The following is a 26601-nucleotide window of genomic DNA, read 5'->3' on the forward strand; positions in this document are numbered from 1 at the left end:
GGGCGGCAGGTTGATCCGCCGCCCATCCTTGGCCAATTACTGAGACGAGTTGAACGCATCGACGATGGCCTTGCCTTCGTCACCTGCGGCCTCAAGCCACTCATTGGTCATTGTCACACCGATTTCTTTCAACTCGTTGGTCATCTGTTCAGAGGCCGGACCAACCGTCATCCCGCCATCACGCAGACCTTGCAGGGTAAAGCCGGTGTATTCCTTGGCGCGCCAGTTGCCCGCGTATTCGGCAAGCTCTGCACAGCCTTTGATGACGTTCTTGTTGGCATCAGAAACGCCAGCCCAGATGTCTGAGTTGACCATGACGTAATTGCGCGGCAGCCACGCGTCCACCTCGTAGAAATAATTCAGGCTTTCCCATACTTTGCGGTCATACCCGGTCGAACCCGACGACACCATCGAGTCCGCGACACCAGTGGCAAAAGCCTGGCTGATTTCAGCGGCTTCGATTGTCACGGGCAGCATGCCGGTCAGTTCCGCCAAACGCGACGTGGCATTGTTGTAAGACCGGAACTTGATGCCTTCCATGTCGGCGACCGAGTTCACCTCGTCTTTAAAGTACAGTCCTTGCGGCGGCCATGGCACGGCGTAAAGCAACGTCAGGTTCTGTTCGGCCAGCAGATTTTCAATCGAAGGTCTTGCGGCCTCCCAAAGCTTGGCGCTGTCATCGAACGAGGTTGCAAGGAACGGGATCGAGTCAAAGCCAAACAATGCATTTTCATTCTGGTGACCGGACAGCAGGCGCTCACCAATCGGTGCTTGTCCGGTCTGAATGGCACGTTTGATGTCGGCACCTTTGAACAGCGACCCGGACGGATGCGTGACGATTTCTATCTCGCCCCCAGTGCCTGTGGTCACGCATTTGGCAAATTCCGCACCCGTGGCCGAGTGGAAGTTCGACGCCGAATACGCCATGGGCATATCCCATTTCTCGGCCATCGCCGGTGCGGTTGCTGCGGCTGTCAAAGCGGTTGCCGCCAGAAGGCTTGTCAATTTCTTCATCTTTTTCTCCCTGTTTAATTTTGTTTTGCCGGCTTGTGTTACCGGACATTTCTTAAGTCGCGTAGCGAGACGGCGCATAGACGCTCATGTCTGCGTTTGGGGTCCTGCCCGCGATCATCTGCGCGAGCAGACGTCCTGTTTTTGGCCCGCCTGTCAGACCGATATGATGGTGGCCAAACCCCATAAATGCTCCGTCAATTCCCGGCACTTCGCCGATGATCGGGATCGAGTCTGCCGGTGCGGGCCGGTGCCCCATCCATTCTACTTCGTCCTTCCATGTCACGCCCGGAAAGGCCGCCCGGGCATTCTTGCGCATCAGTTCGAACGGCGCCCTCGAAGGCGGCGCGTCCAGCCCGCCGAATTCGACAATCCCGGCCAGCCGAATGCGGCCATCCATCGGCGTGGCGACGAACTTGCCCGAAGCAACCATAACCGGACTTTTTGGCATCGCGGAAGGTTCCACCAATTCAAGATGATAACCACGTTCCGTCTCCAGAGGAACAGAAACGCCCAATTTGCTGGCCAAAGGCCCGGACCAGACGCCCGCAGTGACAATGGAAGTGTCACAAGCAATTGTCTCACCAGCGGTCCGCACGCCGGTGACCCTGCCGTTATCGTGGACGACATCTTCAACAGCAGCACGGATGACCCTGCCGCCGTTGGTCTCGACATGTGCGGCGAGGTCTTTCACGTACCGCCCAGGATCGGTAATGTGTCCGTGATCAGAAAGTTTGGCAGCAAACCCGATATCTTTGCTGTAGATTGGGTCGTAGGCGTGGAATGCGGCCCCCTCTAGTTCTTCCCATTTGAAACCGAGCTTGCGCCGAATACCCCAGCCAAAGGCATCGCCTTCGAAATGCTGGCGGTTTTCGTAGAGGAACAGGTAGTCGGATGGCACAATCCATTTCTCGGCCGCCGTACCCTGAGCCAGGGCCTGATGATCGTTCAGGCTGTCTCCAACTATGGGGGTTAGTGCGGTCGCGATACGTTCGACGTCAACTGCGTTTGCGTGTTTCAGGTAGCGCGTTAACCACGGCAACAGCTTGGGTACGTAGCCCCATTTCATGAACAAAGGCTGCGACGGGTCAAACAGCATCCTGGGCGCTTTTTTCAAAAGCCCCGGCACCGTGACCGGAATGATCGAGCAAGAGGCCAGCACACCCCCATTGCCATGCGAGGTGCCCTCTCCGGGGCCGGCCTTGTCGATCAGGATGACGTTATGTCCGTCACGTTGCAGCCAGACGGCGGTCGAGACACCAACGATACCAGCACCGATAATGGCAATGGTCTTTTTCTCGCTCATGCCGCCACCGCTTTGGAAACAGCATAGTGGTTCAGCTTTGCCTCGTCCGGCTTCCCTCCAAGACCCGGTGTGTCAGGGACTATGACCTGGCCCCTTTTCACCTCGAAAGGCTCCTCAAGAATGTCTTCTGCCAAGAAATATGAGGCCTGATAAAACTCGCAGCCCAGCGTGATTTCCGGTGTGGCGGCGATCATGTGAGTGCCTGCCAGATGCGCCAGACCTGCCTCGAACATATCTCCGCCATAAGCACTCAGGCCGTGTGCGGCGGCCATGCGAGCGACTGTTTGCCCGCGCGTCAATCCTCCGGATTTCATGATTTTGACCGAGACACCGTCGCAGATCCCTTCCCCTGCAGCGCGTTCCATATCCTCGGGGCCAAAGACGCTTTCATCAGCTAGTAGCGGCACATCCGTCATTTGCCGCAGCTTCGCCATCATGCCGTAGTGATGTGCGCGTACCGGTTGTTCGATGAAATCGGGATTGAACGATGCCACGTCCCGCACCTGCGCCGGAGCGTCCTCGATTGACAGGCCTTGATTGTAATCAACACGCACTGAGAACTGTTGGTAATGCTTCGCCAAATACTCAAGGCGCATGATATCAAAAGCATGATCCTTGAACCCAGTCTTCAACTTCACGATCGTCACGCCGTCGTCCTGCAAACGGCCCAGCAATTCGATATCCTGCGCAAAATCGGGATTGGCGATGGAGCAGCTAAGCGGGATCGCGTCGCGGCATTTCCCTCCCAACAAGGCCCAGACCGGAACGGCGCTGATCCTACCCGTCAAGTCAAGCAATGCTGCTTCCAACGCCGCTTTAGCCTCGGTGCAATGCGCCACCGCATATGAAGCACGCTCCATGATGGCGGCTCTATCAGCAACCCTCGCCCCCATGACCAACGGACGGAGGTAGCGATTCAGGGCGGCGTATGTCGCTTCGGGCGTTCCGGTGAATACCGACCATGGTGAGGCTTCGCCATATCCGTGGCTACCATCCTCGGACGTCAGGCGAAGGACAACGACCTCGCACACGCCTTCGACAGATCCAATGCCGTGGTCCCGGCGGGATGTGACGGGCAGTTCAAGGTGCCACAGGTCGTAGCCGATGATTTTTTGTGACAGATCGACCATTCGTCCTCCCCAGCGGTAGGTGGAAGCCTGCCTTGACCTACATATCATTTCAAATACTATGTTTTCATAAGTCCATCATAAGAAATGATAGGTTAAGCTATGTCTCTGCGCTTTCGTCAGTTGCAGGCGTTTCACGCCATCATGGAAACGGGTACCGTAACTGGGGCCGCGTCGGTTCTGGGAATCTCGCAACCGGGCATCAGCAATCTGTTGGCCCAGCTGGAACGCGAGGCCCGGTTGCCCTTGTTCGAACGCAACAAAGGACGTCTTTTGCCGACGCCAGAGGCCGAGCTTTTGTATCGAGAGGTCGATACCGTGGTCCGCGGGCTGGATCACGTCGCGCAGGCCGTGTCGGATCTTCAGAACAAGCATCCCGGGCAGTTGCAGGTCGCGGCGCCCCATTTGTTGTCGTTCGGTTTCATGCCGCGAGAGATTGCACGCTTTGCCAAGTCACGCCCCAATCTATCCGTCAGCTTCCAGTCGCAGTATTCTTCTAAAATACAGGAGTGGGTAACCTCGGGCTTGTTCGAGATCGGCATCGTCGAGATGCCAATACTCCACGATACGCTGAACTATCAGGTCTTCCATTTTGAAACGATGGCCACGTTCCCCGAGGGTAGCCATTTGGCGACACATGACGTTCTGACACCAGAGCTGTTGGAGAATGAGCCGTTCATCGTCATGGGCCCCGAGCACCAAACACATCGCAGAACCCGTGACATTTTTCAGACTGCAGAGCGTACCTGGCAGACGCGAATACACACGCACTTGTCGGAAAACCTGCTAAGCTTTGTCAAACAGGGCATGGGCGTGGCGATGATTGATCCGTTCACAGTGACATTCGATGAAGAGGGCGGATATCAAACCCGCCCTTTCACACCAGCCGTCACGCTGGATCTTGCGATCATTACCGCAAAAGGACGCCCTTTATCAATGATTGCGCAAGAGTTTCTGGCCCAACTGACCCCGTCCATCGCGTCTTACGCCACCCATTCCGACACCGGTGCCGCAGCTTCGTGAAGCTGTTGTGAGTGGATGTCGACCAGCGTCGGGCCATCATGCTCAACGGCCTGCTTCAAAACTCCGCGCAGATCATCCGGATCTTTCACTGTCCAGGATTTGACCCCAAATGCCGCCGCAACAGCGGCGTGATCGGTCCGATTGAAATCGACGTTGTAGTAACGCTGCCCAAAGCCTGCATCCTGACCCGCTTTGATCCAACCAAAGACTGAGTTCGAGAATACGATCGAGGTAATCGGCATTTTGTGCCGCACCATCGTTTCAAACTCACCGCAAGTGAAGCCAAACGACCCATCCCCCATAACGGACAGTGTCTTGACCGATGGCCGACCCACATGGGCGCCCATCGCCGCAGCAAGCGAATAACCCAACGCTCCATGCGCCCGATTGGTGATAAAATGCCGCCCCGGTTTGCGCCAGCGGTAATGGGCGCTGAAGTAAGGGCACGGAGTGCCCGGATCAGCGACGACAATCGCATCATCGTCCAGGATGTCTGCAAGAGCCGCCATTACGGCTTCGGGCCGGATCGGAGTTTCGCGACTTGCCGCAAGCGGTGCGAACGCTTGCAACTTGGCCTCCCAGGCCGCACGGGCTTGGGCCGCTCCACCAAAACCTGGCAGATCGTGCCGCGTCTCAAGCGACCCCGCCAAAGCCTCTAACGCCAAACGGGCATCGGCACAAATGGCGACTTCGGTCTGATAATTTGCGCCGATCACCATCGGGTCGCTGTCTATATGGATGATGGTGGCATCCCGCCCGGGGCTGCGCCAGCGTTCGGTTGTGACCGACCCCGCGCGGCAACCGACAAACATGACCACATCTGCCTGATCCACAACGGCGCGCGTGGCCGGAACACCACCGTTCGATCCGACGACGCCCAAGGCCAGCAGATCCGTTTCGGCAATGGAACCCTGACCGGAAACTGTTGTGGCAACTGGGATATCCAACAGGGTTGCAACTTGGCGCAACGCCTCCTCGGCCCCGGAAAGAACCGGCCCGCCGCCACAAACGATGACTGCTGATTTGGCTTTGGCCAGGATATCCGCGGCCGCTTCAATGGCATCCAGGTCCGGTCCTGCCCGTTCTGCGGGATAGCTGCGGTGGCGTGCATCCGCCCAAACCTCAGCCTCGTCCACCGGACCTTTCTGCGTATCAAAGGGCAGCGCCAGATGTGTGGCGCCCGGCGTTCCGGTCGTCATGGCCCGAAACGCCGCGCGCACCATCGCAGGTAAACGCGAGGCGTCGTCCAGTGACGCGTTCCACTTTGCCAACGGTTTGAACAGCGCGGTCTGATCCAACTCGGTCAACGGGTATTTTCCCCGACTTGTTGTCGCCACGTCAGAAGTGATCGCCAGAATGGGAACCGAGCTTTCGCTGGCCTCGACTACACCCGGCAGTATGTAGGTCGCCCCGCCTCCGGACGGGCCTTCGCAGACGCCCGGCTTGCCAGTAACGCGCGCATATCCGTCGGCCATGTAGGCGGCGTGACGTTCGTCCCGGGTTAGAATGTGCTGAATGCCATGATCCATCCGCGCCAAAGCGTCATAGAATGGCAGCGTTGTATCACCGCACAGGCCGAACATATGTTTCACGCCATGTGCTTCCAACATGCGCACCATTGCTTCGGCTCCCGTCAGATAATTCGTCCCGGTCATGGCTGGGTTTCCTTTGATTTCAATCTGCACACAGAACTGTATACAGTTTTGTATATTGATTTCAAGAGCAACCTGTGGCACGCCTTGGCAAACGGAAAAAGGCGGCACTTATGGCAGGTCCACGCGTTGACGACATCTATGATCAGGTAAAGGCGATGGCCGTCTCGTTTCACCTTCGACCCGGTGATCGGTTAAACGAGGTGGCGCTGTCGAAAGAATTGGGTGTCAGCCGAACCCCCCTGCGCGAAGCTCTAAACCGATTGGTGGCGGAGCGCTTATTCGACTTTCGCCCCGGTCAGGGGTTTTTCTGCCGCCCGCTCGACGCCCAGAGCGTGTTTGATCTGTTCGAATTGCGCCAAATCATCGAATCTGCTGCCGCGCGCAGTGCCTGCGACAAAGCGTCAGCCGCAGATCTACAAACAATTCGGGATGAGCTTTACGCGACCGGCATCGACATCACCGGCCTGACCGTCGAAGAAGCTGTCAGCAGAGACGAAGATTTTCATCTGGGCATTGCCAGGCTATCGGGCAACAACGAACTGGTGCAAACCCTGACCCGGATCAATGAACGCATCCGATATATCCGCTGGGTTTCCATGAGCTTGGATCGGGTTCAAAGCTCGAAAGACGAACATAAACGGGTCATGCAGGCCTTGCTGGATCGCGACGCGGATGAGGCCGCGCGAGTACTGGGCGCGCATATTTCCAAGCGAATGGATCAGGTGCAGGAAGCCGTGCGCCATGGCATATCCAGCATCTACATGGAAGGATCCGAAGACATCTCGGCCCGCATTATCGAGGAGGCTCACGGATGATCGCCCAAGGTGGCAAATCCATTTACGGAGCGTCGGTCGGCATTCTTATGCTGGACGCCCAATTCCCACGCATCCCCGGTGATATGGGAAATGCGCTGACATGGCCTTTTCCGGTACTCTATCGCATTGTTCGGGATGCCTCGCCGGACCTGGTCGTTCGGCACCGGGCCGAGGGCATGTTGGACGCGTTCATTGATGCCGCGCGAGAACTGGTCAAAGACGGCGCGGATGGCATTACCACCAATTGCGGGTTTCTGTCCCTGTTTCAGAAAGAGCTATCCGTGGCTGTGCCGGTTCCGGTCGTGACTTCATCTTTGATGCAGGTGCAGTTGGTGAACGGTATCCTTCCGGCCGGAAAACGCGTGGGAGTTCTGACCATTTCCGCCTCCACTTTGACCCGTGATCATCTGCGCTGTGCTCAGGTACCAGAAGACACACCCATCGGTTCCACCGAAGGTGGGCGCGAGTTTACCCGTGCGATACTGGGGAACGAAGTTAGCCTGGATGTCGATAAGGCCCGTGCCGATAACATTGAAGCCGCCCTTGCCTTGCAATCCGAAAACCCTGACCTCGGCGCGATTGTGCTGGAATGCACGAATATGTGCCCATACGCGGCAGATATTCAGCGCGCTACCGGTTTGCCCGTCTTCTCCATTGTGACATTGGTCAGTTGGTTTCAAGCTGGACTTGTGCCGCCACGCTTTCCCAATCCCTAAAGGGCGCAGCGGTCAGGCCTAAGGTCTCTTTTGCCCACCAATTCGTGCATTGCGCTTACCGGAAAAAGACCGTAAGCGTCCCGCCCGCCGGTCGCAGCCTACCCGGTTATCAAAACAAGGACTGAAGACATGAAAACTACATTGGTCTGCTCCGGCGGACTGGATTCCGTGTCGCTTGCCCATGTGCTGGCCGCGGAAGGAAACCTCTCGCGGCTTGTGTCTTTCGACTATGGCCAACGCCACACCAAAGAACTGACCTTCGCTGCCCTCTGCGCGCAGAGGCTGGACGTGCCCCATCACGTTATTGACCTGCGTTCTGTCGGGGCGTCGCTGACGGGCTCGGCCTTAACCGACGACGTGGACGTGCCCGACGGGCATTACGCAGAAGAGACGATGAAGGTCACGGTTGTCCCCAACCGCAATGCGATCATGCTGACCATCGCTTATGGTGTTGCAGCAGCGCAGGGGGATGATGCGGTGGCTGCTGCTGTGCATGGCGGCGACCATTTCATCTATCCCGATTGCCGCCCGGCATTCACAGATGCGTTTGACACCATGCAGCGCGCCGCGTTGGACGGCTACGCGGATGTAGTGCTGCATGTGCCATTCGTGCACCGCAGCAAAGCCGATATTGTCCGCGAGGGCGCGCGCGTGGACACCCCGTTCGATCAGACGTGGTCCTGCTACAAGGGCGGCGACTTACATTGTGGCCGATGCGGAACATGCGTTGAACGGCGTGAGGCGTTCGAGCTGGCCGGAGCGCCGGACCCAACGCAATACAAAGACGCCGAATTCTGGAAATCGGCCATCGCAGGAGCAAGGGTCTGATGTACCGGATTACCAAAGAATTCCACTTTTCCGCTTCACATCAGCTGACCCACTTGCCCGATGATCACCAATGTGCCCGGATGCACGGCCATAACTATATTGTCGTGGTCGAATTGGCCGGGCGCGATTTGAATACGGATGGGTTCGTGCGGGATTACCACGAGCTGAAACCGCTCAAGACTTATATCGACGATGAATTTGACCACCGGCATCTGAACAATGTGCTGAACGTCGTGTCGACCGCTGAAAACCTCGCGCGCCATTTCTTTGACTGGTGCGCGGCCCGCTGGCCCGAAACCGCTGCGGTGAAAGTGTCCGAAACGCCCAAGACATGGGCCGAGTATCGCCCATGACCCTTAGAATATCTGAAATATTCGGCCCCACGGTACAGGGCGAAGGCGCGCTGATCGGTCAGCCGACGGTATTTGTACGCTCGGGCGGATGCGATTTCCGGTGCAGTTGGTGCGACAGTCTGCACGCCGTCGACAGCGCCTATCGCCACGATTGGGCGGTAATGGACACGCTGGCCGTCTGGTCCGAAGTTCAGCGTTTGTCGGGCGGGCGGCCTCTGACTGTTTCCCTGTCTGGCGGCAATCCTGCCATTCAGGATTTTGGCCCTTTGATCCAGCAAGGCAAAGCGGAAGGCTATACCTTTGCATGCGAAACCCAAGGGTCAATCGCAAAGCCGTGGTTTGCCGACCTCGCTATGCTGGTTCTCAGCCCGAAACCGCCCAGCAGTGGCGAGGATATGGATTGGACGGCGTTTGACGCCTGCCTCAACGTGCGCCCTGCGCAAGCTGCCCTCAAGATCGTGATCTTTGACGACACGGATTTCAGTTGGGCACGCAGTGTAGCCGACCGGTATCCGGACCTTCCACTTTATCTTCAACCCGGCAACCCGGAAACCGATCCGACCAGCCCGGTTGATTTGACCAATGCCACCAGCCGTATGGAATGGCTGATCGACAAGACTTTGAATGCCGGTTGGTTCGCGCCTCGCATTCTGCCCCAGCTACATGTGCTGATCTGGGGCAACAAGCGCGGCGTCTGACCGCAGGAGAGATAACATGACCGATAGTATCTACAGCAACCTCACCCAGTTGGGCGGAGACACCAAAATGCCAGCCAGCCCGGAAGAGGCGGTTCTGGAACGCGTGCAGAACCCCCAGGCTGATGTGGATTACAACGTGCGCTTTACCGCGCCCGAGTTCACCTCGCTTTGCCCGATGACAGGCCAGCCGGATTTTGCCCATCTGGTGATAGATTACGTACCCGATCAATGGTTGGTGGAAAGCAAGGCGCTCAAGTTGTTTCTGGGCTCGTTCCGCAATCATGGCGCCTTTCACGAAGATTGCACCATCTCGATTGCCCGCCGGCTGCAAGAGTTTCTGGAGCCAAGGTGGCTGCGTATCGGAGGCTATTGGTATCCGCGCGGGGGCATTCCGATCGACGTGTTCTGGCAAACTGGCCCAATGCCCGAAGGCGTCTGGATCCCGGATCAGGGTGTTCCGCCTTACCGCGGGCGTGGCTGACCCCGATGATTTGAGAGGCGTGAAGGCCCCAGCCTGACAAGCAATCAAAGGGGCTCCACGCGCCGGTTCGAAACATGACGTTTTGGCAGTGGTAGTAATTTTGTTTCGCTCAAGCTTGCGGTTTTGAAACATCATGACAATCCAACATTGATGGGTTAGATGTTTTTTTAATGTAAGAACAAATTCCTGGTGACGATTGTGGAACAGGTGGCCTTCAATTTTGAGATGGGTGTCGTTTGCGCCCTTCTTGCCTTCACCGTATTTCTCTTTGTATCCGAAATCGTCAGGATTGACCTTTCTGCCATACTTGTTCTGGTCATTATCGGCCTCCTCAGTTACGCGCCCGGGCTCGAAAAACTAGCTGACGTGCCGCACCTGTTTGATGGATTTGCATCCAATGCGGTGATTTCCATTATAGCAGTCATGATCGTTGGCGCGGGGCTCGACAAGACCGGCATAATGAACAAAGTCGCCGCTGTTATTCTGAAATATGGCGGAACGTCCGAGAAACGCGTGCTGCCGATTATTTCGGGCACCGTAGGGGTCATTTCCTCGTTCATGCAGAACGTTGGAGCTGCCGCGCTGTTTCTTCCGGTCGTCAGCCGAATATCTTCCCGATCAGGCATCCCATTGTCGCGCTTGCTGATGCCCATGGGGTTCTGCGCCATCCTTGGTGGCACAATGACGATGGTCGGATCTTCGCCTCTTATCCTGCTGAACGACCTGATCCAGTCGGCCAACAACGGCCTGCCCGAAGGTCAGAAAATGGAGCAGTTCGGCCTTTTCTCTGTGACGCCGATAGGGATTGTTCTGATCCTGACCGGCATCGCCTACTTTCTGCTGCTGGGTCGGTGGGTTTTGCCGGGTGATGAGGGATCGGAAAACACCGGGACCGGACAGGGAACGCAAGAGTATCTGCAACGTGTCTACGGCCTGAAAGCCGATGTTTTCGAAGTAATCGTTCCAGCCGAAAGCCCTTTGGTCGGGCAGATTTTGGCCGACATAAACCACGAAAATCACCTGTACATCATTTCGACATTCTATCGCGGAAAAACCTCAATGGTACAGGTCCTGACGGCCGAAATTGCCGCGCCTTGCCGATTGGCGATCATCGGCAGGCGCTGGGTCGTAGAGGAGTTCGCGCAGAAGTACGGGCTGACCGTCCTGCCGACGTTGGACATCTTTGTCGAAGAATTCGCACCGACCAATGCAGGCATCGCTGAAGTTGTCATAACACCCGACAGCAAGCTGATCGGGAAATGCCCACGCGAGCTATTGTTCCGCAAGACATACGGCATGTCGTTGCTTGCCATCCATCGCGGCGAGGAAACGCTCAGCCATGTTGAATCCGAAACGCACGAGTCTACTCAAATCGGGCTTGAGGAGTTTCACGCAGGCGACATGTTGGTCGCCCATACCCGCTGGGACAACCTGATGCGGATCAAGCGCGACCCCGATTTTGTGGTGGTGACCACCGACTTCCCCCAAGACGAGCTTCGCCCGCAAAAGGTCGGTTGGGCGCTGGCGTTTTTTGCCATTTCCCTGTCGATGATCCTGTTCACCGACATTCGGCTGTCTCTCTGCCTTTTGACGGGAGCCGCGGGAATGATGTTGTCTCGAGTGCTGAGCGTTGACGAAGCCTACCGGGCCGTTGGGTGGAATACGGTCTTTCTGCTCGCATGTCTTATTCCATTAGGTCAGGCCGTTCAGAATACCGGCACGGCAGCGTGGATCGCGCAGCAAATCATGATCATTCTGGATGGATGGCCGACCTGGTCCCTTCAGGCAGGCGTTGCGGTTCTGGCTACGGCGTTTTCGTTGGTGATGTCCAATGTCGGCGCCACCGTTCTGCTAGTGCCATTGGCCGTTTCAATTGCAGTGGCAGCAGGCGGAAATCCGGCTGTATTTGCCCTGACAGTTGCCATATCAACATCGAACAGCTTCATAATCCCAACCCATCAGGTAAACGCCCTGATCATGGGTCCTGCAGGGTACAAAGTTATGGACTTTGTACGCTCAGGTGGGGTCATGACCATACTGTTTCTTGTTGTGTCACTCCTTATGCTCAATTTGCTGTACTGATCGTTTCGATAAACAGGAATTACTACATGATTGCAAGGTCTTACATCTGAAAGCTAACGCTCTCTGAATGCGCGTTCCATTGTCATCTGCACCGGCTTTAACAGGTAGGAAAGCAGGGTCTGTTCGCCGGTCGTCATTTCCGCAACAACGGTCATCCCAGCTTGAAGCGGACGCTCCCACGGGCCCGTGCCAACCTTGGCTTCGGTCAGTTTAAACGAGGCCCTGAAATAGGTTTCACCGGTTTGTTCATCCGTCAGAGGCACAGGATAGATGGATTGCAGGCGTCCTTCGACCTTACCGAAACGTCGGGCATCGAATGTGTCTACGCTTACTGAAACCGGCTGTTCCAACTCAACATGGCCGACCTCGGAATTTGCGATACGTGCTTCTACGACCAAAGCGCGACGGGTCGGCAAAATCTCAAAAATCACTTCGCCCGGCGCGATGACTTCCCCTGGGTTAGGATATGTTATCGCCTGAATAATTCCACGTGCTGGGGCAGAAATACGCAGTGCCGACAATTTTGAGTTTACGACGTCCAGCGATATCTCCAACTCCACGCGCTTTTGCTCAAGTTCGGCCCATCGAGTTAGCACCTCATCTCGCAACGCCAGGGTTTCTTCAGCTTTGGCTGCACGGGCCAGCATCAATGCGCTCTGGGCTTCGGCAAGGCGCACCCGGGCGTCCGATGCAGCCGCGCGAACCGCGTCCACTTCATCCTCTTCCTCAAGGAAATCGCTCAGGGATTTTAGACCCTGCGTCCGTAGCTGCGCATATCTCTCCAGAATCTCCTCTTTCTTTCGAACGCGGGCCTGAGCGAACTGCGTGGCCCGTGTCAGGATATCCAATGTCCCCTCTTGCTGCTTGATCGTGGCCAGCTGAATGCGTTGGCCTTCAGCATAAAGGTCCAACCTTGCCGCTGCAGAAATCAGGCCCTTGCCTTTGAGCGCATCAATTTCCGCCTTGTCAGGCACAGCTTCGCGATCCAATACCGCCAGTACAGCGGACGCTGTGGCCAAGTCTCGCTGAACCGCAGCAAGCTGGCCCGACGTGACGTCTCTTTCCCGCGTCAGATCCGGGTGATGCAGTTCAACCAGTAAATCCCCCGCCTCAACCAACTGGCCATCGCGGACATGAACAGCCCGGACAATGCCGCCGGGCATCGTTTCGATTTGTGGATACGCGCCAACTGGCAGGATCGTCCCTGGGGCGCGGGTTACCTGGGGAACAGTAGTTTGCCCTGCCAGAACCACCAAGCATCCAACCGTGGCCGAAACCGCAAGCGAGAGGAAGGCCGCAAATCTAGGCCGCCGCATTCGGCGCCTCCAATTTGCACGTTGCATTGGACCGGACGTGTCACTTTTCTTTGAACCTGATTTCACTGTGCCCTCCCCAGCGTTTTCAATACGGCCTGAAGTTTCTTGCGCCCCGCATCACCAGTGCTGTTCACGACAACCTTGTCGCCATTCAGAAAGATGAAACGGTCGGCGATCTGCATGAATGAGCGATCCGCCGTTGCGATTATCACAGTCCTGCGCCCGTGCTGCGCGCGAATCCAGTTTCTGAAACACATCCGTCGATGATCAGACAGGCCGTTGGTTGGCTCGGAAAACAGATAGACCGAAGAAGGGCGCGCCATGCTGCGTGCAAGAACCAGCGACTTTAAGGTTGCCGATGGCATCTGCGCCAGGTCACCGTCGGTCAAACGAGTGTCGATGCCGTCTGGCTGAAGACCTTGGTCATCCAGCAAATCCATATCGGTCAGAGCAGCTATAATGTTGTCATCATTGAGAGACGGCGAGGCCAATCGAAAATTCTGGGCGACGGTGCCGTAGAACATCGACATGTCGTAAGTGGCGTAGGTTATGGATTTACGCAATTCGTCCCTGGCAATTTGACGAATGTCGATGCCGTCATGTTCAATCGTACCTGCCAGAGGCGCGTAAAGGCCGTCGATCAGATCCAGCACCGCTGTGCGACCGGCCGCATCGCTGCCCATGACCAGCACCACTTCGCCCGGATCACAGTTGAAACTGGCTTGCGAAAGGACAGGCGCGTTCAAAGGGTCCGGCCGGTACGTGACCGAAGAAAACGCAATCGCGCCGCTTAATGTTTTTTGATGCGTTTGTTCCAGCCCCACCTCGATCTCCACGCCAAGACTAAGGACACGATCCGCCTGATTTCGACTGCTTCGGAAGGAAAGGATCTGGGGGAAGCTGGAATACAGAGACTGAATCGGCGCCAGAATTTTGGACACTAACGCAATCGAGGCGATCAACGCGCCAAAGCTGATATCACCGCGCAACGCGCCATGCGCACACAAGATGATGGCCCCCATCGTCGCAAGTGCCGTAACGGATTGAACCAATGATTGCGCAAGCGCCTGAAACTGACGGCTGCGGCGCGCGGCCGCTTCTGAGCGCTCTGCAAGAGGCATGCAGCGGTCCAACCATTGGTTTTGCATCCCCAGATTTGCAATGGCCCGCTGGTTAAGAATAGCGTCCTGAACGGCTGACTGGCTGGCGGCGGCGGCCTCTGCCGTTTTTTGATCCAACCGTTTTTGGTGTGGGACGATGATTGCGCCGAGCAAGACAAGAAAGACCGCCAAGCCGAGCGTCAGCAGCCCGACCTGCGGTGCGAGATAAGCAAGGACCGCAAAGAATATCACCACAAATGGCAGATCCAGAAGGGTCGTCATGACCTGCCCGGTAAATGCATCGCGCAACGATTCGAATTGACGAAAACGCGATAGCTGTTGGTTTATGTCCGTTTTCCCTAGCTGGCTCAGCGGCAAAGACATCAGTTTGCGAAACAGGGCAACCATCAACTGACGCTCTCCACGCCAGCCAACATATGCCAGCGCCCGCGTGCGCGCATGGCGGAAGCACAGGTCTGACGCCCCTACAATCACCACACCGATCATCAGCGAAACCAGCAAACTAACAGAACCCGACGGGATGACCCGTTCGTAGATGCCCATGATCAGCAAGGGTGCCATGAGCCCCAGAACATTGGACAACAATGAGGCGATCAGCAGCCAGGGCAACATCGGGCCTAATTCTGCGAATGCCGAGCGGACAGATGTGAACCGCCTGTCTGTCTGGTGATGCGTGAAGCGGTCGATCCGGATGACGGTGCACCATCGGCGGCTGGGCTTGAGGTGGTTCAGATCTGGGTTCAGATCGTCGTTGATTTGCAGCGTGCCGCCTATCCGATCCAACGCAAGGTAGCAGGCACCATTGCTTGGTATGATCAGTGCCGGGCATTCGTGATCCGTGATCTCGCGTTCGCGACATCTGATCTGCGTGTGGGGGATATTGAGGTTTTCCAACGTCTCGAAAATGTCATCTGGGCGGAGCCGATCCAGCACGTGCGGAAACGCCTCAAGCAGCCGGTCTTCATTATTGCGCCAGCCGCCCGCCAATAGCAGTCTAAATAGCAACCCGCTTGCAATCTGAGTGTTCATTACGGTCATGCGGCACCCTTTTTCCAGGCTTCCGCGGCAGTGCGTTCAAGATCTGCGTCCACCGCCCATGCCGCCAGATCCCGGGTGTTTGAAGAACTTAAGCGAACGCACTTGTCCATTATCTGCCTCATCCGAGGGTCCGGGCTTGCAACAAATATCGTGGGCCGCGGTGACACGGATTGGAGGTAATCCGCCAAAGCTTGGCGTTCCGTTGTATCTAGAACCGCTGTTGGTTCATTCATCAAAAGCACCCGCGGCCGCAGCGCCAAGGCCCGTGTCAATGCAATGAGATGCCGGTTCACCGGGTCGGCCTCAAACCCGGTTCCGGTGTTAAGCTGGGTTGCATAACCCATGGGCAAACGGTGAATGCGTTTCTCTAGCCCAAGTGCGACGGCAACTTGCTTGGCGCGATCAACGGTCTCTGCGTCACCAAAAGCGCTGATGTTTTCAAGCAGTGTTCCCGACAGGATCGCGGGCTCAGCTTCGAGCGCAACCAGCGCATCGTGCCCGCGCCACCCGATCAGCTGTGAGGCCGGTATGCCACCAATGGACAACCTGCCCTCATCTGGCTCTCGCTGCCCCGTCATTGCGTCAAACAAAGCTTCGACCATCCAGCTTTCTTCGGGCTCAATCAAAACGCCATGCCCTTGCTCCACCTGTAAGTTGAGGGGCAAGAAAGCTCTCCCCTCTCCTTTCAAACGGCGCATGGACAAACCGGACACCTTGATCTGACCCAAGTGATCGCAGGAAAGCCTTGCACTTTGCCCGATTTCAAGCTGTTCCATTTCGTTCAATCGTGCTTGTGAATTGGCAGAGTTTTCCGACTGAACCCACATCGCCATGAGTTTGGTCAAAGGCTGGATAATTCGGCCATTCAACAGCATGCAGGCAGCCAATTCGGCGATACCGATCAGGTTGATGATCACCAAGTAGGCCCCCAGCAGCCCCATCGCGGCAACAGTCATCTGCGAGAAAATGGCTCCAAAGCTTTGTGCGAAGCTCGAGAAATGGATCAGCTTATTGCTGATATCGACGGTCTGATCTTCAAGCAATTCAAAGCGGCGGGCCATTTGTGGCTCCATCCGGTTTGCCTTGATCGTGGGCATATTCGACAAAATCTCGGACAAGAACGCGTATCGGCGTGTGTCCAGGGACTTGCGGTGCTTGAACAAAGCCCACTGCCCCCGCTTCATGACCGCTGCGAAGATGATCACAACGCAGAACGCGCCCAATGGCACCAAAATCAGCCACCCCCCGATCAATCCGATCAAAATCGCAAACAAGACCGTAAAGGGCAGATCAATCGAGAGTGTTTGCCCCTGCCCTGAATGGTAGTCCCGCAACTGGCCGATAGCTGCGTAGCGTTCCGCATAATTGCTGGCGGGTTCGCGCGAGAAGGCCAGAGAATTCGCGTTCAGGACTTTGGTCATAAAGCGGCGGTAATTCCAGACCGCTGCCCCCTCAGCCGTGGTTGTCAAAAGGACGGCACGGCACTGTCTCAGCATCAGCTCCATACCGGCACCGATCACCAGTGCCACCGTCAATACGCGCAGCGTGTCTGTAGACTGAAATGGGATAACCCGATCGAATATCAGCAAGATGGAAATCGGCATCAAAAGCGACAGAACATTCATAGTCAGAGAGGCAACCCAAAGCGGGATATCAAAGTGAGGAGCCGAAATGCGACCAACAAATCCACGCGGTTCCATGATGCTTTCCACCCCCTTGGTCATTTCAGCAGGAGTGGTCGGTTTCCGTTTAAGACCCGTAAATTCCCCGGCGCATCTTGCCTAGGATTTACCTTTAAATTTAAACGCTTAGTTACCAAATATCGACGGACGCGTGTTACCAAATTCGGTGAATCAGTTGTTGTTTGGGGAATTGTGCGATGGGTAAACAAGAGAACGACCTGAATTTTCACACAAGGTCCGCACAGGCGGATATGGACGAACAACACGAGATCGCCTCTCATCTTTCCCGCAATGTTGTCGGGCCAAGCGAAGATCCGACGCGCAGTTCGTTACACACAGGCCAACAGTTCTCTGGGACAATGGAACCTAGCACTCGGAGCGAAGGTGCCCCGGAAGAGTTGAACCCACGCACCGTGCATGCACAACAATCCGGCAACGTCACAAACGCTGATCCTGTCGCCCACACTTTGCATTCAACGAGCTCGTCGGCTGGGTCAATTGCACAGAACCCCAAGGCAGAGGCGACGGAAATTGACGAAAGCGCCGCCGGAATGGAAACATTCCGTGCTGCAATTTCAACGCCCCAAACAACCGAAGGTGTGGCAAAAACCCATGTAAGCGGTCCGGCCTCTCGTCCAGAGCCGCCAAGCGTACCCAATCTGGATGCAGCGCCGGCAGTTTCAACCGACACACAGACCGAAAACAACCCGCCACAAGAGGTCACTCTGGAGAACACATCTGTTGCGGAGAACGCCAATGGCGCGGTGATCGGAAACATTTCCATCGTGGACCCGGATGCATCGGACACGCACAACATTGACATCTCAGACGACCGTTTGGACATCGTTGACGGCAAGTTGCAGCTAAAGCCTGGCATTGTTCTGGACCATGAGGAAGCGGCACAGATTGAGGTCGACGTCACAGTCACAGACTCTGGCGGGGCCAACCTGACCGAGCGTTTCATCGTGGACGTTCAGGATGTGAACGAGGGTCCGACAAGCCTTGTGCTGGATAACACTTCTGTCGCCGAGAACGCCAGTGGCGCAGTGATCGGGAACATCTCCATTGTGGACCTGGATGCGTCGGACACGCACAGCATTGACATCTCAGACGACCGTTTTGACATCGTTGACGGCAAGTTACAGCTAAAGCCCGGCATTGCGCTGGATCATGAAGAAGCGGCGCAGATAGAGGTCGACGTCATCGTCACGGATGCTGGCGGGTCCACCCTGACCGAGCGTTTCACAGTAGACGTTCAGGATGTGAACGAGGGTCCGATACGTCTTGTGCTGGACAATACCTATGAAAACCTCATTCAGAATGGCAGTTTCGAAGAATTTGACTTGGATAAAGGCAGGTGGAAAGGCTTTGGCTCGGATGAAAGCGGGTCCTGGCAAGACGCGCATGGAATGGAAATCTGGGATCATTTAGGCGGTACGAGTGCATCCGATGGCGATCAGCTGCTCGAGATGGATCATGGTCGGGGCATCGACAGTATTTCCCAGGTCGTCCAGACAGAGGATGGTCAACTCTATGATCTGGGCGTTGACCTGCGTGAGCGTCTAGCAGGTGGAACCGATACGGTCGAGGTCTATTGGAACGGCAATCTGGTGGCGGAGCTGGACCCGCAATCCGCAGATTGGGAAACGTTCCAGCTGCAGGTCGTTGGGACCGGACAAGACACGCTGGAACTGCGCGAACCTGAGGGACAGAATGATACCTACGGTGCCTTGGTTGATAACATCACACTGACCGCCGCAGAGCTGACCGTAGCCGAAAATGTTGATGGGGCCGTTGTCGGGCAGCTCAGTTTTGAGGATCCGGATCAGGACGACACCCATAGGTTCGAAATCTCGGATGACCGGTTCGAAGTCATCGGTGGTCAACTGCGTCTGAAACCCGGTGTTGCGTTGGACTATGAAGAGGCATCCTCGGTCACCGTTGATGTCACGGTGATCGACGCAGGCGGGTTGCGTCACTCCGAAAGCTTTACTGTCAATGTGGCGGATACGGACGAGATGACGTTTTCGTCAGGGTTTCACGCCAAATATTTCGACGTTGATCATCGTCTTTCCAAACTGGAAGACATCAACTGGACCGCAGAACCGACCCATGAAGAGGTTACGTCCGAAATCAACTACGCTAACGGTCACGACACATTTTGGGATGGAGGCGCGAAAGACACGTTCGGCGTCCAGATCAATGGCAGCATCGAAGTTGAGCAAGGCGGAACATTCACTTTCTTTCTGGGCGCCGATGATGGGGCGATGTTGGTAATCAACGGCCAACAGGTCGTTGAAAATGACGGGCTGCACGGGTTTCGAACTCGAACAGGTGAAATTGAGCTTGAACCGGGAACACATTCGATCGAAATCCGATACTTCGAAAATTGCGGCCGGGCTGGACTGAAGCTTGAATGGGAGGGCCCAGGTCTTGACGAACGTGAGGTGGTTACAGCCCCAGACGTGTCCGCGGCCCAAACCGTTTCGGGCGTGCCACTTGCCATTGGTGTGGATATGGGAACGCTCAGCGTGACCGATGAAACCACGTTCGAACTGACAGGTCTGCCGACTGGAACAATTGTCGAGGCTGGCGGAATCGCATTCGCGGCAAATGTGGACGGGATCGCAGAGATGGAAGGCTGGCAAGGTGAGATGATCACCATAACACCGCCGCCAGAATTTGCGGGAACAGTCGAAGCAGCCCTGCATCATTCTACGCCGACCAGTGAAAACAGCAGTCACGACGGCGTACAATACCTGACTTTCGAAGTAACTCAGGCTGACCTGCCCTCACCAGATGCCAAAATTGTGGGCGGGTTCCGCGCAAGTTATTTTGACATGGACAACAGGTTGTCAAAGCTGGACGACATCGACTGGTCCGCTGACCCGACGCAACAGGAATTTGTGCCTGAAATCAATTTTGATAACAGTCGCAACTCATTCTGGGAAGGCGGTTCAAGGGATACGTTTGGGGCAAAACTCGAAGGTAAAATCACAATAGAAGAAGGCGGCTCCTACACTTTTTTTGCCGGTGCGGACGATGGCGTAGCACTCTTCGTCAACGGCGTTAGGATCGTGGACAATGATGGTCTGCATGGGTTCCGAACGCGGTCCGGAAAAATCGACCTGGAACCCGGCACTTATGATATCGAAGTTCGGTATTTTGAGAATTACGGTCGTGCAGGATTGAAATTGGAATGGGACGGGCCGGACACAACGGGGCGCGAGCTTTTGCAAGCTGACCCAGACCCATATGTCAGCGAAAACGGGACGATCGAAGTCGCAATCGAGATGGACCAAGCAAGTGATCAGGCTGCTGTATCTTTAGAAGGGCTGCCACCAAATACTTTGCTGATCAGCGGTGAGGATTCACTGATGACAGATGGCGGCTCTGCGGATCTATCTGGCTGGGATCTCGACTTTCTTGAGATTTCCCCGCCCCCAGGATTTCAAGGCGCAATCGAAGGGGAAATCTTGGTGACGGACACCGGATTTAACGGGGCGCAATTGACTTCAGTGACTTCCTTTGCGCTGGACGTCGGGCAAACAGATGAAATCGCAAAAGACCTTGCCCTTGATCTGTCCGAAACGCTTGCTGCGACAACACTGGTTGAACCGCCCGTGCCGTGGCACTTGGATTTTGTGCAAAGTGACGGGGAAACCGACGGCGATGTCATGGCCGAAGCGGTACTGACCAACCCGGGCTCTGAGATCTCGTGTATCCAGACTGAAGCCTATGAGCGCATTGATTGGTAACAGCACTCAGCTATTTTTGTGAGCCACGATCCAAGTTGGGTTATATGTCAGGGACACGCCATTATCGTCGCCAAAGTGTCGGACATATTGTTCCGAGAACTGGGCAAGACTGGTTTTGGTCCAGACCTTCAGCGCGCGCCCGTTGACCCCAGTTCTTCGAAGGTGATTGAGAACGCCTCGGGGTGTATCAAAGTGCAGTGCAGAAAGGCTTTCGCCGCAACTGATTATCTCTAACTGGCCTTCGACTGCCGCGGCCAAATCTTCAGATCGGCACAGGCCCGGCGCTTTGGCTGTGGAGCCGACTTTCACCAGCTCCCGGTACTGTTCTGGTCCAAAGCCCGAAACCGCCAACCACCCTCCAGGAGCCAATGCGTTGGCCGCCTTTTGCAAGAAGGTTGCGGGATCGAACAGCCATTGGATCATGGATGCGGAAATGACCAAATTGGGCTGAGATGGCCATTCAACAGTTTTGGCATCACCACACAAAAAGTCCGCGCCGACCGCAGTTGCGGTCTCAGCCGCTTCGGGCGACAGGTCATTGACCGTCAACTGACCAATGTCGAATGCGCTACACACCCGATGCGTGAGGTGGCCGGTACCACACCCAAATTCCAAACCGGCCGGGAAACGGTCCGGCGCGCCGCCGGCCCGCATCTCATGGACCAGCCGATCCGCGATTTTGGCCTGCTGGCTCGCTGATCCGTGGTAGCTGCGGAAACTGCGACTGAAACTGCGCTGGACGCGGTCTGCGATCTGCACGTTCATGAGACCCACTCCTGCCAGTTCTGACCGTCGCGAAACGGGACATGCGGGGTGGCAATACCACGCACGGCAGATTGTTGGTGCGCCCATGCCGCCTCTTGCGCGGGGGTCGGGATGATACGGTCCCGCTGGGGGATCCAAATCCGGTCAAATGCCACCTCGGGTGCGCCACCACGGTCGATCACGGCGTGAAGCTCTGCCTGCGCGGCCTCCATATCAATTTCGGGAACCGGCCCGTTCAATCCGGCGCGGCGACAGAACTTTGCGAAACTGGCTGCGGTCAGGTTTTCCGCCGTGGCGCGGATCATATCCGGCGCGATGCCACGCTCGGGGTCAGCCGGACATAGCGTGCCGCTGACTGCAATCAGCCGATCAGGGCAATATCCGGTTTGCGTCAGCCAATGGGCCGCAGACGCGACGCCAAAAGAAAAGGCAATCAAATTGACACAATCATATCGCGCAATGTCAGGCAGAGGATCGTCAAGGTGGCGAAAGTCGTCGACGAACAGCACATCGCTGCGCCCTGAAAGCCCAGCAAAAGGCGCGGGCCCCAGCGCCCAACCGCCAAAAATCAGGATCAATTCATCCGTTCCCGAACGCGATAACCACCGCTGTTTCATGACATGCCTTTGACGAGCGAGATCATGGCCGATGTGACACGGCTTAATTCATTCGCAGAGATGATGTAAGGCGGCATGCAATAGATGTTGCGGGCAAACGGGCGCAACCAAACGCCGGTATCGGGTGCCAGCGCATGCGCGACCGCGGGATCAACCCATTGCTCCATTTCGATGACCCCGATCGCGCCAAGCACGCGCACATCGGCAACGCCTGGCAATTCACGTGCGGGGGCAAGTTCTTGCTTCATCTGGTCGGCGATCGCGTGCACTTCGGCGCGCCAATCTCTGACCGATAGTTGGTCCAGACTGGCCACCGCAGCAGAACAGGCCAGCGGGTTGGCCATATAGGTCGGGCCATGCATCAAAACGCTGGCTTCGCTTTCCCCAATTCGGCGCGCGACATCTTCAGTCGTGGCGGTCGCGGCCAGAGTAATATGGCCGCCAGTCAAAGCTTTGCCCAAACAGATGATGTCCGGAACCACTTCGGCGTGGTTCATCGCGAACAGTTCGCCCGTGCGACCAAACCCGGTCGCGATTTCGTCAAAAATCACAAGAATTCCAAGTGCTTTACACAGGTCTTGCGCGCCTTTTAGCCACTTGGGGTGATAGAAGTACATACCACCCGCGCCCTGCACCACAGGCTCAAGGATCAGGGCCGCGATTTGATCGGCCTTGGTTTCCAGCAGGTCTTCCAAAGCATCCAGCCCATTCAGGGTTGGATCATCCGTCCATTCCTGCTCAAACGATATCGGCGGGCGTGGCAGGAAATGTTGGATTGACAGCGCGCCACTGAACAGCCCGTGCATCCCATTCTCGGGGTCGCAGACGCTCATCGCTTTCCATGTGTCCCCGTGATAACCGCCGCGAATGGTCGCAAACTGCGTGCGCCCCGTGTGACCCAGCGCCATCTGAAACTGCACGGCCATTTTCAAAGCGACTTCAATCGCGACCGATCCGCTGTCGCTGTAGAAAATGCGATCCAGCCCGTCAGGCAACAGCTCGACCAGCTTGCGTCCCAGGTCAATTGCAGGTCGATGCGTCAGGCCACCGAACATGACATGGGGCATTTGCCGCAGCTGTTCCTGCATCGCAGCAGTAATGGCCGGATGACGATGCCCGTGCACCGCACACCACCACGACGACATTGCGTCGATCATCCGAGTGCCGTCTTCCCGGGTCAGCCATACCCCTTCGGCCTCGGTGATCAGATGCATCGGACCGGGGTTCAGAACATTCGTATAGGGATGCCAAAGGTGGCGAGCATCAAACTCTAGAGCGGTCACAGAGCCCTCCGAATTGTTGCGGAATCGATCGCATGGAAGGCATCCGACAGCGTACCCCGCGACAGGGTTTCAAGGTGCGGCAAGCGTCCCAAATGGGTAACCTGACACATCTCGGCGATGGTCTGTTCAACCTCTGGCTCAGCGTCGCCTACAAACGCTACGCCGACGACGTTGCAACCTGCGCCCCGCAAAGCCATCAGGGACAGGCTTGTGTGGTTGATCGTACCCAATGCGGTCCGGGCCACCAGAACCACGGGCGCCCGCCACACCGAGATGACATCAAGGAAAAAGGTCTTGCGGTTCAGCGGCACCATGATCCCGCCTGCCCCCTCGACGACCAGGGGTCCGTTGACCTGCGGCAGCGCAAGCCGATCCGGCGAAATCTCGACGCCCATGTCTTCGGCCGACAAATGTGGTGAGGCTGGCATGTTCAGGCGATAGGCTTCCGGCAAAATTACAGCACCGGAAAGCGCCGCGACGGTTTCTGTGTCCGTTGCATCCTCAAGCCCGGATTGCACCGGCTTCCAATAGGTTGCGCCAAGCGCGGCCGTCAGGCCCGCAGCAAAAACCGTTTTTCCGACACCAGTGTCGGTGCCTGTGACGATTACAGCGCTCATGCCGCCTCCGTCTGTTGATGCGCCAGTGCTTCGAACAGGGCGCTTATGTCATCCTTGCCCACGTTGCCGGTGATCGACACGCGCAGGCGCGACGTGCCCCGTGGCACGGTCGGCGGCCGGATACCACGGACATCAAAACCTTTGGCCTGTAACGTTGCGGCCATTTCCATGGATTTGGCGTCATCGCCCAAAATTATGGGGATAATCTGGCTGTTCAGCGCCTCTTGGGGTGTTCCGATCTGACGTGCAACGGCATGCGCGTGGCGGGTGCGGGACAGGGCGTTCAGGGGCAGCGAACTATCTGTTTGAAGATGCTGCAGAACCACGCGAACAAGGGCCGCATTGAGCGGAGATGGGGATGTCGCAAAGATAAACGGGCGCGCGCGGTTGATCAATGTTTCGATCAACACCCGCGGGCCACAAATCAGCCCTCCAGAAACCCCCAACCCTTTGCCGCATGTGTGCAAAGTCAGCAACTCAGCCTTGAGGCCATGCGCCAGACCCTTTCCGTTCGGGCCAAATACTCCGGTCGCATGGGCCTCATCGACGACCAATATGGCACCGTGTTCACAGGCCAGATCAGACAGCGCGACCAAGGGCGCAAGGTCGCCCTCCATGGAATAGATGCTTTCCACGGCGATCCAGATTTGGCCAGACCCGCCTTCTGCCAACCACGCCTCAATGGCCAGACGTGCTGCGGCAACATCATTATGGGCAAAAGCACGTGTTTGGCCGCGTCCCATCCGCATGCCTTCATGCGCGCTTGCATGAACCAAAGCATCGTGAAGGATCAGATCTTCGGCGGCAGGAAGGGTCGAGAAAATCGCCTGATTGGCCTGAAACCCGCTGCCCATGAACAAAGCAGCCTCAGCATCAAAAAAGGCGGCTGCTTCGTGTTCAAGTGCCTCATGTTCGGGATGATTGCCCCGCAAAAGGCGAGAACCACCGGATCCCAGCGGTACGCCCTGCGCCAATGCGGTTTGCGCGGCATCGCGAAGGAATGCCGATTGCGCCAATCCAAGGTAATCATTGGACGCAAAGTCCAGACCACGCGGCGGTGCCAACACCCGGCGGCGGTGCCGGGTGTCCAGCTGTTCAAGCATCGAGTTCAGACGACTCAATGCCTTCATTCAGCAGCATCCAAACAGGATTTTTCAGCCGAGGTTTCGGCCTGCAGCCCAAGCTTCTTGAACAGAATGGCGTCGGTGTCCTCTTCAGGATTTTCTGCCGTCAAAAGCGTTTCGCCTACGAACATCGAGTTTGCGCCAGCAAAGAAACACATGGCCTGCAATTCATCACTCATGTCGCTGCGCCCAGCGGACAAGCGCACGTAGGACTGTGGCATCATGATCCGCGCAACAGCAATGACCCTTACAAAGTCGATTGGATCGATCGGTTTGGCGTTTGCCAGAGGCGTGTCTTCTTGCGGCATCAACATGTTGATCGGCACTGAATCCGGTGCCGGTTTCATATTGGCCAATGTGACCAGCATATCGACGCGGTCTTGAACCTCTTCCCCCATCCCGAGGATGCCGCCGGAACAGACCTTGATACCCGCTTCCTGCACGCGGTTCATCGTGTCAATGCGGTCCGCAAAGGTGCGCGTGGTGATGACTTCGGGATAATACCGCTCGGACGTGTCGATGTTGTGGTTATAGTAATCCAGCCCCGCATCGCGCAGACGAACCACCTGATTATCGTCCAGCATGCCAAGAGTCATGCAGGTTTCCATCCCCATCTCGCGCACGCCTTCGACCATGGCAACAAGGGCATCCATATCCCGGTCTTTGGGTTCGCGCCACGCAGCGCCCATGCAGAAACGGGTTGCCCCACCGTCGCGGGCCTTGCGGGCTTCGGTCAGAACGCGCTGAACCTCAATCAGTTTCGAGGCCGACAGTTTTGATCCGTTCCGTGCTGATTGCGAGCAATAGGCGCAATCTTCGGCACAGCCACCTGTTTTGATCGACAGCAGTTTCGATGTCTGGACCTTGTTGGGATCAAAGTTCTCGCGGTGCACTGTCTGCGCGCGAAACAGCAAATCCATCAGCGGAAGGTCATACAGAGCTTGAGCAGCTTCACTGGACCATATCGGGGTGGTGTTTTTCATTTTATAGATACTTTTCGAAAACTCTCATGGCTATGCATACTTTTATAGATAAAGATTGCTATCACAACCAGATTCTACCTTCCGCGTCACTCAGGCGGAAAAACGCGGATGCTTGCGATAGCCCGATGTACCAACGCCGCTTTAGCAAACGATACCGAGCATTCTGCCCCAATTCGGCTGCCGCCATTTCCGCAATATGCAC

Annotated in this window: 22 protein-coding genes; 9 read left to right on the plus strand and 13 right to left on the minus strand. The window is 56.4% G+C overall.

Annotation, left to right across the window (positions count from 1 at the left end):
• Nucleotides 1-36: 36 nt before the first annotated feature.
• From AC2FGC_RS08395 to AC2FGC_RS08405, 3 genes are read right to left on the minus strand one after another with little or no spacing between them, the layout of a single operon-like run.
• Entirely contained in the window at nt 37-1014 is a 978-nt protein-coding gene (locus tag AC2FGC_RS08395) for a TRAP transporter substrate-binding protein (RefSeq protein ID WP_496697866.1), read from the minus strand.
• Nucleotides 1015-1066: 52 nt separating this feature from the next.
• Complete coding sequence (locus AC2FGC_RS08400; RefSeq protein WP_496724647.1) at nt 1067-2317, minus strand: NAD(P)/FAD-dependent oxidoreductase; 1251 nt, start codon at nt 2315-2317, stop codon at nt 1067-1069.
• Nucleotides 2314-3447: an enolase C-terminal domain-like protein gene (locus AC2FGC_RS08405; protein WP_496724649.1), complete on the minus strand. Its 1134-nt coding sequence runs from the start codon at nt 3445-3447 to the stop codon at nt 2314-2316. The genes AC2FGC_RS08400 and AC2FGC_RS08405 overlap by 4 nt, the downstream gene beginning before the upstream one ends.
• A 99-nt stretch (nt 3448-3546) precedes the next feature.
• Here AC2FGC_RS08405 and AC2FGC_RS08410 point away from each other — a divergent pair, with 99 nt between their 5' ends.
• Complete coding sequence (locus AC2FGC_RS08410) at nt 3547-4467, plus strand: LysR family transcriptional regulator (protein ID WP_496724651.1); 921 nt, start codon at nt 3547-3549, stop codon at nt 4465-4467.
• Here the strand turns inward: AC2FGC_RS08410 and AC2FGC_RS08415 are convergent.
• Nucleotides 4428-6122, minus strand: a complete 1695-nt coding sequence (locus AC2FGC_RS08415) for a thiamine pyrophosphate-binding protein (protein ID WP_496781975.1) — start codon at nt 6120-6122, stop codon at nt 4428-4430. The genes AC2FGC_RS08410 and AC2FGC_RS08415 overlap by 40 nt on opposite strands.
• 110 nt (nt 6123-6232) lie before the next feature.
• Here AC2FGC_RS08415 and AC2FGC_RS08420 point away from each other — a divergent pair, with 110 nt between their 5' ends.
• From AC2FGC_RS08420 to AC2FGC_RS08450, 7 genes are all read left to right on the plus strand, one after another.
• Nucleotides 6233-6937, plus strand: coding sequence for a GntR family transcriptional regulator (locus AC2FGC_RS08420; protein ID WP_496724655.1), 705 nt, complete (start codon nt 6233-6235; stop codon nt 6935-6937).
• A complete protein-coding gene (locus AC2FGC_RS08425) occupies nt 6934-7653 on the plus strand; it encodes an aspartate/glutamate racemase family protein (protein WP_496724656.1) in 720 nt (239 codons plus the stop codon). Before AC2FGC_RS08420 ends, AC2FGC_RS08425 begins: the two co-directional genes overlap by 4 nt.
• A 129-nt stretch (nt 7654-7782) precedes the next feature.
• Entirely contained in the window at nt 7783-8481 is a 699-nt protein-coding gene (queC, locus tag AC2FGC_RS08430) for a 7-cyano-7-deazaguanine synthase QueC (protein WP_496781977.1), read from the plus strand.
• Nucleotides 8481-8834 (plus strand): 6-carboxytetrahydropterin synthase QueD, encoded by a 354-nt coding sequence (gene queD, locus AC2FGC_RS08435; RefSeq protein WP_496721555.1) that lies wholly within the window; start codon nt 8481-8483, stop codon nt 8832-8834. Before queC ends, queD begins: the two co-directional genes overlap by 1 nt.
• A complete protein-coding gene (gene queE / locus AC2FGC_RS08440; protein WP_496724660.1) occupies nt 8831-9532 on the plus strand; it encodes a 7-carboxy-7-deazaguanine synthase QueE in 702 nt (233 codons plus the stop codon). The genes queD and queE overlap by 4 nt, the downstream gene beginning before the upstream one ends.
• A 16-nt stretch (nt 9533-9548) precedes the next feature.
• Nucleotides 9549-10013, plus strand: coding sequence for a preQ(1) synthase (gene queF / locus AC2FGC_RS08445; protein WP_496724662.1), 465 nt, complete (start codon nt 9549-9551; stop codon nt 10011-10013).
• A 225-nt stretch (nt 10014-10238) separates the two neighbouring features.
• Nucleotides 10239-12095, plus strand: a complete 1857-nt coding sequence (locus tag AC2FGC_RS08450) for an SLC13 family permease (protein ID WP_496725210.1) — start codon at nt 10239-10241, stop codon at nt 12093-12095.
• A gap of 53 nt (nt 12096-12148) precedes the next feature.
• On the opposite strand, the gene AC2FGC_RS08455 is transcribed toward AC2FGC_RS08450, so the two are convergent.
• The 3 genes from AC2FGC_RS08455 to AC2FGC_RS08465 form a co-directional block, all read right to left on the minus strand.
• Nucleotides 12149-13411: an HlyD family type I secretion periplasmic adaptor subunit gene (locus AC2FGC_RS08455; RefSeq protein ID WP_496724664.1), complete on the minus strand. Its 1263-nt coding sequence runs from the start codon at nt 13409-13411 to the stop codon at nt 12149-12151.
• A gap of 62 nt (nt 13412-13473) precedes the next feature.
• Complete coding sequence (locus AC2FGC_RS08460) at nt 13474-15570, minus strand: peptidase domain-containing ABC transporter (RefSeq protein ID WP_496724666.1); 2097 nt, start codon at nt 15568-15570, stop codon at nt 13474-13476.
• Nucleotides 15567-17270, minus strand: a complete 1704-nt coding sequence (locus tag AC2FGC_RS08465; protein WP_496781980.1) for an ABC transporter transmembrane domain-containing protein — start codon at nt 17268-17270, stop codon at nt 15567-15569. The genes AC2FGC_RS08460 and AC2FGC_RS08465 overlap by 4 nt, the downstream gene beginning before the upstream one ends.
• A gap of 179 nt (nt 17271-17449) precedes the next feature.
• Here AC2FGC_RS08465 and AC2FGC_RS08470 point away from each other — a divergent pair, with 179 nt between their 5' ends.
• Complete coding sequence (locus tag AC2FGC_RS08470) at nt 17450-21010, plus strand: PA14 domain-containing protein (RefSeq protein WP_496781983.1); 3561 nt, start codon at nt 17450-17452, stop codon at nt 21008-21010.
• Between the two features lie 6 nt (nt 21011-21016).
• On the opposite strand, the gene AC2FGC_RS08475 is transcribed toward AC2FGC_RS08470, so the two are convergent.
• From AC2FGC_RS08475 to bioB, 6 genes are read right to left on the minus strand one after another with little or no spacing between them, the layout of a single operon-like run.
• Nucleotides 21017-21775, minus strand: a complete 759-nt coding sequence (locus AC2FGC_RS08475; RefSeq protein WP_496781985.1) for a methyltransferase — start codon at nt 21773-21775, stop codon at nt 21017-21019.
• The gene (locus AC2FGC_RS08480) at nt 21772-22392 is read right to left on the minus strand and encodes a pimeloyl-ACP methyl esterase BioG family protein (RefSeq protein ID WP_496724674.1); all 621 of its coding nucleotides are present in this window, start codon (nt 22390-22392) and stop codon (nt 21772-21774) included. Before AC2FGC_RS08480 ends, AC2FGC_RS08475 begins: the two co-directional genes overlap by 4 nt.
• Complete coding sequence (gene bioA / locus AC2FGC_RS08485) at nt 22389-23675, minus strand: adenosylmethionine--8-amino-7-oxononanoate transaminase (protein ID WP_496781987.1); 1287 nt, start codon at nt 23673-23675, stop codon at nt 22389-22391. The genes AC2FGC_RS08480 and bioA overlap by 4 nt, the downstream gene beginning before the upstream one ends.
• Nucleotides 23672-24292 carry a dethiobiotin synthase gene (gene bioD / locus AC2FGC_RS08490; RefSeq protein WP_496724678.1) on the minus strand — a complete coding sequence of 207 codons (621 nt, stop codon included), beginning with the start codon at nt 24290-24292 and terminating at the stop codon, nt 23672-23674. The genes bioA and bioD overlap by 4 nt, the downstream gene beginning before the upstream one ends.
• Nucleotides 24289-25422 carry an 8-amino-7-oxononanoate synthase gene (locus tag AC2FGC_RS08495; RefSeq protein ID WP_496724680.1) on the minus strand — a complete coding sequence of 378 codons (1134 nt, stop codon included), beginning with the start codon at nt 25420-25422 and terminating at the stop codon, nt 24289-24291. The genes bioD and AC2FGC_RS08495 overlap by 4 nt, the downstream gene beginning before the upstream one ends.
• Complete coding sequence (gene bioB / locus AC2FGC_RS08500) at nt 25419-26399, minus strand: biotin synthase BioB (RefSeq protein WP_496781989.1); 981 nt, start codon at nt 26397-26399, stop codon at nt 25419-25421. Before bioB ends, AC2FGC_RS08495 begins: the two co-directional genes overlap by 4 nt.
• Nucleotides 26400-26601: the final 202 nt, after the last annotated feature.

The organism is Ruegeria sp. CDSC054, from assembly GCF_059610645.1.

Bases quoted from the DNA above. Each gene is read 5' to 3' on its own strand.
- queD (WP_496721555.1), top strand. From the start codon at position 8,481: ATGTACCGGATTACCAAAGAATTCCACTTTTCCGCTTCACATCAGCTG.
- queE (WP_496724660.1), top strand. From the start codon at position 8,831: ATGACCCTTAGAATATCTGAAATATTCGGCCCCACGGTACAGGGCGAA.
- AC2FGC_RS08450 (WP_496725210.1), top strand. From the start codon at position 10,239: ATGGGTGTCGTTTGCGCCCTTCTTGCCTTCACCGTATTTCTCTTTGTA.
- AC2FGC_RS08495 (WP_496724680.1), bottom strand. From the start codon at position 25,422: ATGAAGGCATTGAGTCGTCTGAACTCGATGCTTGAACAGCTGGACACC.
- AC2FGC_RS08395 (WP_496697866.1), bottom strand. From the start codon at position 1,014: ATGAAGAAATTGACAAGCCTTCTGGCGGCAACCGCTTTGACAGCCGCA.
- AC2FGC_RS08475 (WP_496781985.1), bottom strand. From the start codon at position 21,775: ATGAACGTGCAGATCGCAGACCGCGTCCAGCGCAGTTTCAGTCGCAGT.
- AC2FGC_RS08460 (WP_496724666.1), bottom strand. From the start codon at position 15,570: ATGACCGTAATGAACACTCAGATTGCAAGCGGGTTGCTATTTAGACTG.
- bioB (WP_496781989.1), bottom strand. From the start codon at position 26,399: ATGAAAAACACCACCCCGATATGGTCCAGTGAAGCTGCTCAAGCTCTG.
- AC2FGC_RS08425 (WP_496724656.1), top strand. From the start codon at position 6,934: ATGATCGCCCAAGGTGGCAAATCCATTTACGGAGCGTCGGTCGGCATT.
- bioD (WP_496724678.1), bottom strand. From the start codon at position 24,292: ATGAGCGCTGTAATCGTCACAGGCACCGACACTGGTGTCGGAAAAACG.
- queF (WP_496724662.1), top strand. From the start codon at position 9,549: ATGACCGATAGTATCTACAGCAACCTCACCCAGTTGGGCGGAGACACC.
- AC2FGC_RS08420 (WP_496724655.1), top strand. From the start codon at position 6,233: ATGGCAGGTCCACGCGTTGACGACATCTATGATCAGGTAAAGGCGATG.
- AC2FGC_RS08480 (WP_496724674.1), bottom strand. From the start codon at position 22,392: ATGAAACAGCGGTGGTTATCGCGTTCGGGAACGGATGAATTGATCCTG.
- AC2FGC_RS08400 (WP_496724647.1), bottom strand. From the start codon at position 2,317: ATGAGCGAGAAAAAGACCATTGCCATTATCGGTGCTGGTATCGTTGGT.
- AC2FGC_RS08455 (WP_496724664.1), bottom strand. From the start codon at position 13,411: ATGCGGCGGCCTAGATTTGCGGCCTTCCTCTCGCTTGCGGTTTCGGCC.
- AC2FGC_RS08410 (WP_496724651.1), top strand. From the start codon at position 3,547: ATGTCTCTGCGCTTTCGTCAGTTGCAGGCGTTTCACGCCATCATGGAA.
- AC2FGC_RS08405 (WP_496724649.1), bottom strand. From the start codon at position 3,447: ATGGTCGATCTGTCACAAAAAATCATCGGCTACGACCTGTGGCACCTT.
- AC2FGC_RS08415 (WP_496781975.1), bottom strand. From the start codon at position 6,122: ATGACCGGGACGAATTATCTGACGGGAGCCGAAGCAATGGTGCGCATG.
- AC2FGC_RS08470 (WP_496781983.1), top strand. From the start codon at position 17,450: ATGGGTAAACAAGAGAACGACCTGAATTTTCACACAAGGTCCGCACAG.
- AC2FGC_RS08465 (WP_496781980.1), bottom strand. From the start codon at position 17,270: ATGGAACCGCGTGGATTTGTTGGTCGCATTTCGGCTCCTCACTTTGAT.
- queC (WP_496781977.1), top strand. From the start codon at position 7,783: ATGAAAACTACATTGGTCTGCTCCGGCGGACTGGATTCCGTGTCGCTT.